A 14,761-nucleotide genomic window follows, 5' to 3' on the forward strand; every position below is an offset into this window, starting at 1 on the left:
ACCTTTAACGGAGGCGGAACCAGTAGCTTTACGTTTATCTCGATAGATTCGGCAGGTATTGAAGACTCGGTTTCAAACACCATCACCATGCCGTTTACAGGACTTGGAATAAGTGGAACGGTATTTAACGATGGAAACGGTTTAACTGATAATATTGTAAACGGTACTGGTTTTAATAATCCCTCCAACATACAATTATATGCCTATTTAGTGGATGGAAATGGGGATGTGTTTGCGAAAGATACTGTTAACAGCAATGGCACCTACGATTTCACCAATATATGTAATGCCAACACAACCTATACTGTTAGAATAACAACAGACAATGTAAATGTAGGTGCTGTTGCACCTACATTAGCACACCTTCCAGCAAACTGGTTAAGTGTAGGCGAAAACCATGGTGTAAATAATTCAGCGGGAACAGGTATCGAAACAGGAATTTCTAATTCTCAAATCACAGTTTCGCTAACCACTTCCCATGTAACAAATGTTGATTTTGGAATAGAAAAACGTCCTGATGGTGCTGATAAAACAGCTTCAAGCCAAGTGAACCCAGGAGGCACTGTAAAAGTACAAACACCTAGCTTGTCTGGCACAGATGCAGAAGACGGAATCAAAGGCCAAGGACATAAATTTGTTATTAGTACTTTGCCTGGTAACGGAACCCTATATTATAATAATATCGTAGTGTCGGTTGGTGATACAATTAGTAATTATGACTCAACCTTATTAAGAGTAGATCCTACATTTACAGGAAGCGGCTCGGTTATATTTACATTCACTAGCATAGACAATGCTCTAAAAGCAGATTCTACGCCCAATACTATCACTATGCCCTTTACTGGACTTACTATTTCAGGAACGATGTTTAATGATTTGAACGGTTTGGTAGACAATGTAGTGAATGGTTCAACGCTCGACAATCCATCAGCAACTACAATGTATGCATACTTAGTAAACGGCTCGGGCAATGTAGTAGCAAAAGATACATTTAATAATGGAAATGGTACTTATACTTTTGCCAATATAGATGGTAACACTGCTTATATAATTCGCATATCAAGCAGCAATGTGAATGTAGGTGCAATTGCTCCTTCATCGGCAAACTTGCCTACGGGTTGGGTTGCGGTAGGCGATGCATTTGGCACAAACAATAGTTCAGGAAGTGGCAACCAAACTGGAACAGCAGATGTTGCTGTTACAGCAACTACAGCCTTGCTCAATATGAGTGGCGTTAACTTCGGTATAGAAAGAACCAATGTAGCCGATGCTAAGACATACGCTGGAATTAACCCCAACTTATTTAATACTCCATCTGGAAATGCCACCTATCCTTATAAAGTAACATTGAACGCACCGGCAGGCACAGCAGATGGGACAGTAAATTCAACCTCGTCTACTGTAATGCCAGGCAAAGTATCGGGTTCAGATCCAGAAGATGGTAATTACTCAGGTAGCACTGGCACTATCGGTCGCAGAACAATTGTGTTTAGCACTTTGCCTAATGCAACAAATGATATTATAGCTTATAATGATGGTACGCAACAAGTATTATTGGTAGCAAGTCCAACTACAAACGATTCTTCATTCAAATATTGGAATGCTGCTTTAAGTAGATATGAGATACCCTATTTCAACGATAACAATCTTTCCGTATTTATTAAAAACAATGGCCATACTAATTTCACCTTTAATTATGGATGGTTGGATTCTGCAAATATTACTGGCGATTTTGCAAGCTATGGCGTATCAGCCTATGGGGCTTTACCTGTAACTTGGCTTTCATTCAATGCTAAATGGAATGGCAATGATGCTAAACTACAATGGTCAACTGCCATGGAGATTAACAATGAACATTTTGAAATAGAACGTAGTTTTGATAACAAAATATTTGAGAACATCGGGCAGGAAAACGCTACAAACAATGCTAATATAAACTATTATACATTTGAAGATTTAGGGGCCAAGGATTTAGGAAAAGAAGTATTATATTATCGCATTAAACAAGTAGACAAGGACGGAAAATACACCTATTCTAAAGTTCAAATGCTTAGTACAGAAATGGATAGAACGGCAGAAGTGAGTGTAGCGGCTTATCCAAATCCAGTTGTTGAAAGTACCACCTTGAAAATATCAGGTAATAATAACGGCCTAGTATCACTGACGATTTCCGACATTGATGGTAAAACTATAAGAACTGAAACGATATCAACCTCTTCAAAATTTGAAACCACTAAGGTTATTGGACTTACAGATTTGGCAAAAGGAGTTTATTTGTTAACGCTTAAAGGCGAAAACATTAACCAAACTATTAGATTAGTAAAAATAGGCCAATAGTTATATATAAACGTGTTTCAAAGCCCCGAAAGAGTTTCTCTCTTCGGGGCTTTTTTTATTGGCTTGGTTTATGTGCATCATCATATACTTTTGCATAAAACAAAATGATATGATAATCGTTACAGGGGCGGCGGGTTTTATTGGTAGTTGCATGGTGGCAAAGCTCAATAGTATGGGTTATAAAGAAATAGTATTGGTTGATGATTTCTCGAACGGGGAGAAAAACAAAAACTTAGCTAATAAACAATATAAAGAACTTGTAGAACGTGATGTATTTGTTGAATGGGTGAAAGGAAAAGAACAACATATACAAACTATTCTGCACATAGGTGCACGAACGGATACTACTGAAACCAACAAAGATATATTCGACAAACTTAATCTGAATTATACCAAAATTATTTGGAAACTTTGTGTGGATTATGATATACCTTTAATTTATGCATCATCTGCTGCTACCTACGGTTTGGGTGAATTGGGCTATGATGATAATGAAGAACTCATACCACAATTAAAACCTTTAAATCCCTACGGAGTATCAAAAAATGAATTTGATATTTGGGCTTTAAAGCAGGAAACCAAGCCTTTCTTTTGGGCGGGGTTTAAGTTTTTCAATGTGTATGGACCCAATGAATATCATAAAGGCAGGATGGCTTCGGTAATATTTCATGCCTATAATCAATTACAAAAAAACAATTCGCAGCAACGAATAAATCTATTCAGATCACACAACCCAAACTATAGAGATGGTGGACAAATGCGAGACTTTATATATGTAAAAGATGTATGTGATGTATTATATTGGTTTATGATTAATCGAAAACATTCGGGGATATATAATCTGGGCACTGGCCATGCAGAAACTTTTGAGCAACTTGCTTTAAGTGCCATAGAGAACAGTAGTGAAGGAGGAGAAATACATTATATAGACACACCTGAAGATATACGTGAAAAATATCAGTATTATACCTGTGCAAATATGAATAAGATGCGGAGTGTTGGTTATGGTACACCTTTTTATTCTTTGCAAAACGGAATGCAAGATTATATACAAAACTATTTAAAAGCAGGAAATTATCTATAATATGAAATTCCGTATAATAGCTTTTGTTTTAGGACTAACAAGTTTGTTATCGGGTTTGTTATGGGAAAATTATTGGAAAAAAAATGACGCAGAACGACAAACGATTCTATCGGAAAATATATACAAACGCATTGAAAAAAATGAAAAAATAGCTGATGCTTTATTGAATGATACCAACATTATCAATGAATATGCCGTACTAAATTTTGAGAAAACCATTGCCGACAAAATACATGAAAACGGATTTGAACTATTGGCATTCAATGGCGACAGCATGGTGTACTGGAGTACCGAAAGAGTGACTATCGATAGTTGTTTGGATGATTTGCGAAAGGGTTCTACCTTTTTAAAAACACAAAACGGAATCTTTCAGGTGTATAAAAAAAACAAGGGGTATTATAATTATTTGCTATTGTTTCTCATTAAGAATGAGTATTTGATACAAAACAAATATTTGGAAAACGAACTTAGTGAAAAATGGGAGGAAATAGAAAACGTAAAAATAAGTTTGGTTAAACTGCCTGGGTTTTATGAAATTAAATCGCCTGACGGGAAGTATTATTTCTCATTCCAAAACATCTCAGACCAAGCAAATTATCCCAATTGGTTAAAGATAATTATTATATTGGGAGCAATTTTATTGTATTTCTCCATTGAGTCATTTATCATTTATTTCATTTGCAAAGGGTTTGCCTTTTATATGTCTTTGGTTTTTGTATTGATTTTGATAGGTGTTCGTGTATTGCAGATTCACTACAAATATTCAAGCTTTTTATATGACGGGGAAATATTTAGCCCTACCGTTTATGCTTCTAATTTCTTTTTCCCATCTCTTGCCGATTTTATCATAAACGTAGGTTTGGCTTGTCGTTTATTATTTGTGGTCCTCGTCCAAAAAGGGAATGGCAACCTTAAAGCACCTCGCATGTTTGCAAAACCCACTAAGTATATTATATCAGCTATATTATTAGCCTTCCCCATTGTGTCAGTATACTTGGTTCAAACACTTATAGTCGACTCAACAATATCCCTCAACTTTTCCAATAAATCCATTAATAGTTATACACTGTACGCCTTGTTGGCTGTGTCTCTATGCTGCGTGATGGGCTTTTTAGCCATTAGGGTAATACCAACTTCTAAAATTGATTTACACAAGAAGAATGTCCCTTTGTTTATAAGTATATTATTTTTATTTTTAAGTTTATTATTTTGGATAAGTGGATATATATATTTATTAGGAATAGCCCTGCTTGTGGGCTTATTATTTATTGTAATACATGGAAAGGAACAAACACATTTACATAAGAGTTTTTTTTCTTTAATCATGTCGTCGGTAATTATTGGGTTATTATTTTCTTATTATAACAGAGAGAAAGAAAACGCATCACGAAGAATTATTACGCAAAATATATATGAACGAAGAGATGGGAGAGCCGAGAGGCTAATGTCGGATATTGATAAACGATTACAAAACGATTTTTCATTAAAGAAGCTATTATATAAAAACCAGGGAGACAACGAGCTGTTAAAGAAAAGAATAAAGGAAAATTATTTTACAGGGTATTTGGGGCATTATAATATTTCGCTATATACCACACAAAACGATTCAAGTTATGCTAAGGTAGAAGAACTGGATTCTCTATATAGGAATAACGCATCGCAAGTAGAAAATACAAACTTTTCGAGGATTAATTCCTCCAGTACACTACAGGGTTATATTGCTCGCTATGCCTTTAAAGAAGATATCGGAAATAATGGAGATATATATATAGTATTACAGCCAAAAACGCTTGGTGACCAATTTGTGCAAACAGAATTGTTTAGCCAAAGCCACAAGGTAGATTTTTTCCAAAATCCAGACTATTCGTGGTGTATGTATCGTGGAGGGAAACTTTTCAACAATCATGGAATATATAATTATCCTGTTAATTTGGATAGCCCGAACTTTAATTTTAAAGATAATTTTTTTGAATTCACCGAGAATGGGTATGACCATTTGGCGTATAACAACAACAATATTATAATAATTGCTAGTCGCCAAAGTGAACCGTTTTATCGAGCATTCACTTATATATTGTTTTTTGTAACTTTCTTTGTTCAAATATTATTTATTGTGTTTTTGTTAAGCACATTTTTCCATTTTATGAGGCACATTAGATATTTTTTTAAAAGCAAAAGACGATATATTGTATCAGTTTTTCAATCTTTCAAAAGTAATTATGTATCTGGTGGTTTTAACCTTTCGTTATTGTCAAATCAAATACAACTTATGTTGGCATTTTTAATTATAATTACCATAGTGATTACTGCGGTAATTAGTCAGCAAGGAATAGTGAACAAATTTAATGAAAACCAAAACAACAAACTGCTACTTAAAATAAAGCAAATAGCCTACGAGATAAAAAATGAAGCTGGAATAAACCCGAATAATTACCAATTGAACGAGCTCAATACACAAGTGGGCAAGCTAAGCGAACTATATGCCTCCGATATTAATTTGTATGACCTAAGCGGAAATTTGCTGGCCACTTCACAGCCTAAAATATTTGAATTTGGCATTATGAGTAACCGCATCAATCCCGATGCTTTGCAGCAGTTAAGTTATAAAAGTCAATCGCAGTTTATACATAATGAAAACATAGGCAAGCTTAATTATTTATCTGCATATTTGCCTATTATAGAAAACAACAAAATAGTGGCTTATATAAACCTGCCTTTTTTTAGTAAAGAAGCGGAATTAGAAACGGAAATAAAATCCAATATTATTAGCCTGATAACACCTTATTCTCTTATATTTATTATTATAAGTTTGTTTTCTTATATAATATCATTAAGGGTAAGTAATAGTCTTAATTTTATCAGATTGAAAATCGCACAAACCACATTTGGGAAAAAGAACAACAAATTGGTATGGAATAAGCGTGATGAGATAGGAGCCTTGGTGAGGCAGTACAATTTGATGATAGACAAGTTGGAAGAGAGTGCGGAGATGCTTGCCAGAACAGAGCGTGACCAAGCATGGCGAGAGATGGCAAAACAGATAGCTCACGAAATTAAAAACCCGCTCACCCCGATGAAGTTAAATCTTCAAATGTTGCAACGCTCGGCCCACGAAAATGTAAGCGACTTAGAAGCCCATGTGAAAAGGGTAAGTAATTTATTGATTGAACAAATTGATTCCTTATCGCAGTTGGCAGGAGAATTTAGTTCATTTGCACGAATGACGGAGGGGCAACCCCAACTAATAAACCTGAGCGATGTATGTAAAAAAATTGCTCAATTATACAATATGCCCGGCGATGCATTGGTTAATTATCATAGCAATATGAAAGAAAGCATTGTACTAATTAATCCAGATGCTATACAAAGGGCGATGAACAACCTCGTTAAAAATGGCATTCAAGCCACAAAGGAGGGGGTTGAGCCGATTGTAGATATTTATATTGAAAACAAAGAAAGCAAGGCTTTGATAACGATAAAAGACAACGGCACAGGGATACCTATAGAACTGCATAACCATATTTTTGAACCAAATTTCAGCACTAAGAATTCGGGTATGGGGTTGGGGTTAGCCATTGTGAAGAAAATTATTGAGCGGGCAAATGGAAGTATATGGTTCGAAACCGAACAAAATGTGGGCAGTACATTTTATATAGAACTTGATTTGGCCAAATAAAAGGTATATTTTTGCAGCACCATGAGTGACAAGAAAAAAGTATATACTATTACTGCAGCATTGCCGTACGCAAATGGCCCACTGCATGTAGGACATATAGCAGGTTGCTTTCTCCCTGCCGATATTTATCACAGATATCTCAAACTAAAAGGAGAAGACAGCATCTTTATATGTGGCAGCGATGAACATGGTGTACCTGTTACCATTAGGGCCACAAAGGAAGGAACTACACCTCAAGCAATAGTGGATAAGTATAATACAATGATGAAGGATGCTTTTGAAAAATTTGGGATCGATTTTTCTTTTTATGGGAGAACTTCCGCACCTTATCACCATAACAATGCCCAGCATTTTTTCGAAACATTATATACCCATTCTAAATTTGATGAAGAAGTTACCCAGCAGTTTTATGATGCAAAAGCCAATCAATTTTTAGCTGACAGGTATATTACAGGCACTTGCCCCAAATGCAGCAACCCAAATGCTTATGGAGACCAGTGTGAGCGGTGTGGCAGCACTTTGAATCCTACGGACTTGATAAACCCCAAATCGGCACTTAGTGGGGAAAAACCAGAAATGCGTGAAACAAAAAACTGGTATTTGCCTTTGAATAAATATCAAAACCAATTAGAAAATTATATAAATAGCCACCAAGGCGATTGGAAAATTAATGTATATGGACAATGTAAATCGTGGCTGAATGATGGATTAAATGCCCGTGCCATGACCCGAGATTTGGATTGGGGAGTAAAGCTGCCACCTGTGGTAAAAGATGCTGCTGGCAAAGTAATGTATGTATGGTTCGATGCTCCATTAGGTTATATCAGCAATACAAAAGAATATATAAAAGAAGGTTGGGAGAAATATTGGATACAAAATGAAAATACGGATCAAAAACTGATTCACTTTATAGGTAAAGACAATATAGTATTTCATTGTATTATTTTCCCTGCCATGCTAATGGCCTATAACAGCACGGGAGGGAAGCAATACCTGTTGCCCGAAAATGTTCCTGCCAATGAGTTTCTAAACCTAGAAGGCGATAAAATATCCACCTCGCGAAACTGGGCGGTGTGGTTGCACGAATATTTGGAAGATTTCCCCAATAGAAATGACGAATTGCGATATTACCTCACTGCAATCGCTCCCGAAAGCAAAGACAGTGACTTTACTTGGGGTGGATATCAATTGGCTGTAAACAGTGAATTGGTAGCCGTTTTGGGCAACTTTGTAAATCGAGTAATTGTATTAACACATAAGTTTTTTGAGGGGAAGGTGCCAGGTCAAAATACAAGCGGAGAATTGGAAAACAAGCTCTTCGAAAACTTATATAGGCAAAGTAAAGTGATAGATGAATATTTAGCGAAGTTTAAGTTTAGAGAAGCATTGGCCGAGTTGATGGATTTATATAGGGCGGGTAATAAATACTTCGCCGATACTGAGCCTTGGCATTTGATAAAAACCAATAAAGAACAAACAGAAACAGTTTTAAATACTGCATTAACCTATTGTTATAACTTGGGTATTTTATCGCAAGCATTTTTACCAGAAACAGCAAAAAAAATATTTAATTTATATAATACTTTTCCCACGGCCAATGATTTTAATACTATAATAAACGGTAAACATATAATCTTGGAAACGGGGCATGAGATTGCAGCAGCCGTGCATTTGTTTAAAAACATTGAGGATGTTGAAATACAAAAACAAACAGAAAAACTTCAAAGTACAATTGGGAGTCTTGCTCCTGCTGCAACAAATTTGAACCCCCCAAAGGATATAATAAACTTTGACGATTTTGCAAAAATTGACTTGCGGGTGGCTACTATTATTGAAGCCGAAAAAGTACCCAGTGCAGATAAGTTATTGAAACTTGTTTTGGATACAGGTATTGACAAACGCATAGTTGTATCAGGCATTGCAGAATATTATAAACCAGAAGATATAATAGGAAAACAAGTATCGTTGGTCGCTAATTTAGCTCCTCGTAAAATGCGTGGTATCGAAAGCGAGGGAATGATTTTGATGGCGAAGGACAGCGAAGGAAATTTACATTTTGTAAGCCCTACAAGTATAATAAATCCAGGTGCGGATATTACTTAGTACTCATCCGAAAACTGGTCTTTTTTCGTTTTGCTCATTAAAAAACGGTCATTTATAAGAAAAAACTGTCTGGTTTTTTAATTTCCTCCGCCCGCTGGCGGAGTCAAAACAGAAGTTTTCAAGCCAAGCACCGAGTTCCCGTTCAGAAACTACCTAGCACTATTATACCGAAACTCAATATATAATAGTCCAAAAGAAAGGGACCAATTCCCCCGCATCCCGATAATTATCGGGATTAAGCGGGGCTTTCGGGATGTAGTTCGGCATTACCATTCTAAAAACTAAATCCGCCACATGCGGAGAACTATTTTAGTTTAAGAATTGGTATTATATATTCGTTCGATAATTTCTACTACTTTAGCTCCTTCTATTGCGGAGGTATGTGGTTTTTCCAATCCGTTTAGGGTGTTAATCACATTATCAATTACCTTATCGTGGTTGTTAGCAGAACCTTTATAGTGCCCGTAATCATTAGCATCTTGTGTTTTTTCTAGTTTAGGCATTATATAGTCTTTTATATGACCATAGCTTACCTCATCCATATATTGTCCGCCAATTTTTATTGTACCGTTTTGAGCTATAATTGTAATGCTGCTTTCAAAATTCTTATCATATACCGATGTAGAGAAATTAAGTGTACCACTACCACCGCTTATAAATTCAAAACTAGAAAAACCACTGTCTTCAAATTCTGTAATGCCGCTGTGGTTATTATTATAAAGTTTGGTTTGTATATTTTCTATATCCCCAAATATCCAGTACATCATATCTATAAAATGGCTGAATTGCGTGTACAAAACACCTCCGTCAAACGCCTTGCTGCCACGCCACGATTGGGGAGTATAGTAACGTTGATCACGATTCCAAAAGCAATTTATTTGAACCATATATATTTCTCCCAAAATATTTTGGTCTATGATACTTTTCAACCACTTTGCGGGTGGTGAATATCTATTTTGCATTACACAAAATATATAATTATTGGGATAATCACTTGCCAAAGTATTACAACTTTCTGAATCAATACCCATAGGTTTTTCAATAACAACATGATGGTTTTCTTTGAGCAACAATTCTGCTTGAGGTGTATGCAAATAATTTGGTGTAGCGATAATTCCCACATCACATTTTTGATTATTTATATAATCTTCAAGCTTTAAAAACGTTTGTATGCTGGGATATAATTTTTTTGCTTCTTGTAATTTATTGGGGTCAACGTCTATTATAGCTCTTAGTTCGCCAAACTCATGTCTGTCAACCATCTGGGCGTGTCGTTTTCCTATATGTCCAAATCCACAAACTGCAAAAGTAACTTTCTTCATCATATATAATAAAGTGTTTTTATAAAGAGGTATTTTGTAATAAACATATTATGAAATATAATCAGTAAGATAGAGGTATTTTTTTGTGAGCGAACCATTCTCTGCTATAGTAGCATTTAGTATAATATCATCAAATTTTTTGCTTAACAAATGTGGCATCACTGAGCGTAATAAATCTTCCCCAAATCCATTTGAAGCATCATAAGGTAATTCGCAAGGAAGGTTTCCCACAGCCATGATATCAATGGTATTGGGCATATATTCTTCTACTTCCGATTCGCTATATTTATGATAACCATATACAGGATTTTCGATGGTGGTAGCCCGTAAAGTTGAGGGCAATGAACCGGGAATATCGCAACTAATATCAGCAATAACTTGTATATTAAAGTTATCTTCTTTCATCTCGGCTCGTGTAAAAAAAGGCGGCACCCCTGGTTTCCAAAGAATACCATTTACTAGCAAATCTGTAACTTGGGTATAAGGTTTAAAAGTACCTTTATAATCTTCCGGATTGTGGTAAAAATCGCTCTTGTCCCATGGCCTACTGTCTTTGTGTTCATAATAGTGTTCTGAACGGAGGTGCACATATATGGGTTCATCAAACTGTTCTTGCAAATAGGCACGTGGTGTTACTTCACGCAAATTAAGTTTCTGAAATAACTCTATCACACCATGGCTTACACGGCCATCGCCAGTTAAACATATTTTGATCGGAGGGATTTGTATATTCTTATATTGTGCCAAAAGTTCATCATAGTTTTTACACAGGTAAGCAGGCTTTAAGTCATATAGTTTTTTCTTTTTGCCATAAGTTAGAAACCCATTGTGTCCACCAACAATGCCGGCATAGCGACCAAAACCCAATATCCTACTTCCATTTTCCCAGGCGAGGGTTTCATAATCAATCAACCTGATTTTCTTTTTGATAATTTCCCGCAAAAGATTGCGGTTATGTGCTTGTTTTTTGATGGTATGCGAAAAAAACAAATAGGTTTTTTTCTCTATCAATAGTTCAACAGGAACCTCTTTAATTCCTAATAATATATCACAATCTGATAAATCTTCAACTAGCTGTAATCCTACATTTTTATATTCTTCATCAGCGATACAACGATGGGGCGAAGGCTGAACGACAATTTCAGCATGCGGGAATGCGATTTTTAGTTTCACACATTGGGCTGGGGTTAAAGCCACCCGCTTGTCTGGCTGTTCCTTGCCTTCTCGTATCAAACCTATTTTTACTTGTTGCATGAGCGGGCAAAGTTAAGAACTAAACGTATTTATATACTAAGCCCTTGCTTGTGCGTCGAGCACTGCGATAGAAACCATATTCACAATTTCACGGACCGAGCTGCCCAATTGTACAATATGAACGGGTTTGTTCATACCTAACAATACGGGCCCTATGGCTTCAGCGGCACCAAGTTCTTGTAATATTTTATAACAGATATTACCCGCACTAAGGCTGGGGAAAATAAGAACATTGGCAGGCCCTCCGACTAATTCACTAAAGGGAAAATTTTCTTCAAGCAAACTTTGATTGAGAGCAAAATTTCCTTGTATATCACCATCCACTATCAAATCAGGGCGGCGTTGTTTCACGAGCTCACGGGCTTTTTGTACGCGTTTTGGGGTATCGCCTTCGGTGCTGCCGAAATTGGTATAACTAAGCATGGCAACACGAGGTACTATATTAAAATTCTCAACAGCTTTTGCAGTGAGCAATGTAATGTCAGCTAGGTCTTCGGCAGTTGGCCTTTGGTTCACTGTGGCATCTGCAAAAAACAATACTCCTTTTTTGGTGAGCATTATATACATTCCTGCTACTTTGTTCACCCTTTCGTCTCGACCTATTATATGCAATGCAGGCCGAATGGTATTGGGATAGTTACGTGTCATACCCGAAATCATAGCATCAGCTTCGCCAACTTCAAGCATCATACAACCGTAATAATTACGTTCACGCATAATCTTTTTAGCATCGTGCAAGCTGACACCTTTTCGTTGGCGTTTTTCAAAATATCGTTGGGCAAACTCACTGCGTTTTGCTTCTTCTGCCATTTGGTCCACAATCTCCACTCCATCCAAATCCAAATTGTTTTCTGCAATCATGGCCAGAATTTTTTCGCGGTTGCCCAAAAGTATTGGAATAGCCAAGCCATCCTCTTTTACAATCTCGGCAGCCTTTAATATTTTATAGGTATCGGCTTCCGAAAATACCACGCGTTTGGGATTGGTTTTGGCCCTTTGCATCACCAACCTCATAAACTTATTTTCATCACCGAGCCTGCTTAGCAATTCTTGATTATATGCATCCCAGTCTGTAATAGGTTTGCGAGCAACGCCACTGTCCATAGCGGCCTTGGCTACCGCAGGGGCAACGGTTGTAATTAGGCGGGGATCCATAGGCTTGGGCAATATATATTCTTTTCCAAAAACTATATTTTTTTGGCTATAGGCAAGATTCACAATTTCGGGAACGGGCTCGTGGGCCAAACTTGCGATAGCAAATACCGCAGCTAACTTCATTTCCTCGTTTATGCAAGTTGCCCTTACGTCTAAAGCACCGCGAAAAATAAAGGGGAATCCCAATACATTGTTCACTTGGTTAGGGTGGTCGCTTCGGCCTGTGGCCATTATAATATCGGGACGCGACGCAATGGCCAAGTCGTAGGCTATTTCTGGGTTGGGATTAGCCATTGCAAATACAATAGGATTAGGGGCCATACTTTGTACCATTTCTACAGATACCACATCGGCCTTGCTCAAGCCCACAAACACATCAGCATCTTTCATGGCTGCGGCCAATGTTGCAATATCCCTTTTTGTAATAAATTCTTTTTTTGAGTCATCTAAATCAGCACGGTTTGTGTTGATTACGCCTTTACTATCAACCATTACCACGTTTTCGCGTGTTGCACCCAAAGCTATAAATAAGCGGGTACAGCTAATTGCTGAAGCCCCGGCACCATTCACCACCAATCTCACTTTTGATATCTCTTTTTCTACCACCTGCAAAGCATTCAGCAACCCTGCTCCGCTAATGATAGCGGTGCCGTGTTGGTCATCGTGCATAATTGGTATTTTTAATTCCTCTTTGAGTCGACGCTCAATTTCAAAACATTCCGGGGCTTTTATGTCTTCAAGATTAATGCCTCCAAAAGTGGGTTCAAGGGCTTTTACGGTTTGTATAAATAATTCTGTATCTTTCGTATTTAGTTCTAAATCGAAACAATCGATCCCTGCAAATATTTTAAATAGGATTCCCTTTCCTTCCATTACGGGTTTGCTAGCTTCAGGACCAATGTCTCCAAGACCTAAAACGGCAGTGCCATTGCTTATTACAGCTACCAAATTCCCTTTAGCGGTATACTTATATACTTCATCAACATTGGCAGCAATTTCTAAGCAGGGTTCGGCCACACCAGGCGAGTATGCTAAGCTAAGGTCTCTTTTGGTATGGGTGGGTTTGGTTGGTATTACTTCTATTTTACCAGGCTTCCCTTCCGAATGATAATTAAGTGCGTCTAGTTTCAGTTTATTGTCTGTCATTATGCTTTATTTGTATGATAATAAGGTAGGTTTTTCGAGAGGTCAAAGGTATAGAAAAGTATGGGTTGTTTAGCCATTATTTATAAGCATATTTTAATATAAAACAAGAAAAATATTTACCATTAGCAGCACACAAGCATATAAAAAGCAAGTCCTTAGTAAAGGTTTTGTTTATATTTGCAACACATATTCAGATTGCTGCTTTTAATAAATACTATTTTTAATGGCGACAAACATATTTACAAAGTTTGCACATCTTATTGATGGCTTACCTATTATCAGGACTATACCTGGTTTTAATTCCCTGCCTGATAAAATCACTCCGTATAACTTAAGGTTTTACAAATTATGTAATTTGGTTCATACATTAGGGATGGGTATACATTTTAGTTGGGTTATTATATTTTTATACTTAGAAGATTATTTAATAGCATATATTAATATTTTTAGTATAGCGATATATGTCTTTAATATTGTAATTAACAGGAGAGGTTATCACTTAGTTTCGGTGTCTATGATGGTTTGTGAAATTATAGCCCACCAATTGTTTGCCGTGAGAGCCTTTGGCTGGGATGCAGGATTTCAATATTAGACCTCTTTCATAATTCAAATAAGAAAAGCCAAATTATAACGGACACTTTATTTTATTGTAGTATCGCTCGCCGCGAACTCCGATAACTATCG

The 14,761-nt window shown here is 36.7% G+C and carries 8 protein-coding genes; 5 read left to right on the forward strand and 3 right to left on the reverse strand.

Going from position 1 to position 14,761, the window contains the following annotated elements; genetic code table 11:
* The 4 genes from SGJ10_00765 to metG form a co-directional block, all read left to right on the forward strand.
* Positions 1 to 2,337, forward strand: a 2,337-nt coding sequence (locus SGJ10_00765; protein ID MDZ4756654.1) for a T9SS type A sorting domain-containing protein, incomplete at its 5' end; no start/stop codon positions are given.
* Between the two features lie 109 nt (positions 2,338 to 2,446).
* Positions 2,447 to 3,421 (forward strand): ADP-glyceromanno-heptose 6-epimerase, encoded by a 975-nt coding sequence (gene rfaD / locus SGJ10_00770; GenBank protein ID MDZ4756655.1) that lies wholly within the window; start codon positions 2,447 to 2,449, stop codon positions 3,419 to 3,421.
* Position 3,422: 1 nt separating this feature from the next.
* Positions 3,423 to 7,097 carry a HAMP domain-containing sensor histidine kinase gene (locus tag SGJ10_00775; GenBank protein ID MDZ4756656.1) on the forward strand — a complete coding sequence of 1,225 codons (3,675 nt, stop codon included), beginning with the start codon at positions 3,423 to 3,425 and terminating at the stop codon, positions 7,095 to 7,097.
* 21 nt (positions 7,098 to 7,118) lie between these two features.
* Positions 7,119 to 9,200, forward strand: coding sequence for a methionine--tRNA ligase (metG, locus tag SGJ10_00780; protein ID MDZ4756657.1), 2,082 nt, complete (start codon positions 7,119 to 7,121; stop codon positions 9,198 to 9,200).
* Between the two features lie 314 nt (positions 9,201 to 9,514).
* Here metG and SGJ10_00785 read toward each other — a convergent pair whose 3' ends face one another.
* The 3 genes from SGJ10_00785 to SGJ10_00795 are packed head-to-tail and all read right to left on the reverse strand — an operon-like array spanning position 9,515 to position 14,077.
* The gene (locus SGJ10_00785) at positions 9,515 to 10,525 is read right to left on the reverse strand and encodes a Gfo/Idh/MocA family oxidoreductase (protein MDZ4756658.1); all 1,011 of its coding nucleotides are present in this window, start codon (positions 10,523 to 10,525) and stop codon (positions 9,515 to 9,517) included.
* Between the two features lie 45 nt (positions 10,526 to 10,570).
* A complete protein-coding gene (locus tag SGJ10_00790) occupies positions 10,571 to 11,776 on the reverse strand; it encodes an NAD(P)-dependent oxidoreductase (GenBank protein ID MDZ4756659.1) in 1,206 nt (401 codons plus the stop codon).
* Between the two features lie 36 nt (positions 11,777 to 11,812).
* On the reverse strand, positions 11,813 to 14,077 hold the full coding sequence (locus SGJ10_00795; protein MDZ4756660.1) for an NADP-dependent malic enzyme: 2,265 nt from the start codon (positions 14,075 to 14,077) through the stop codon (positions 11,813 to 11,815).
* Between the two features lie 223 nt (positions 14,078 to 14,300).
* Here SGJ10_00795 and SGJ10_00800 point away from each other — a divergent pair, with 223 nt between their 5' ends.
* Positions 14,301 to 14,669 (forward strand): hypothetical protein, encoded by a 369-nt coding sequence (locus SGJ10_00800; protein MDZ4756661.1) that lies wholly within the window; start codon positions 14,301 to 14,303, stop codon positions 14,667 to 14,669.
* The last annotated feature ends 92 nt before the right edge of the window (positions 14,670 to 14,761 follow it).

Source organism: Bacteroidota bacterium (genome assembly GCA_034439655.1).
Classification (GTDB): domain Bacteria; phylum Bacteroidota; class Bacteroidia; order UKL13-3; family UKL13-3; genus CANJUD01.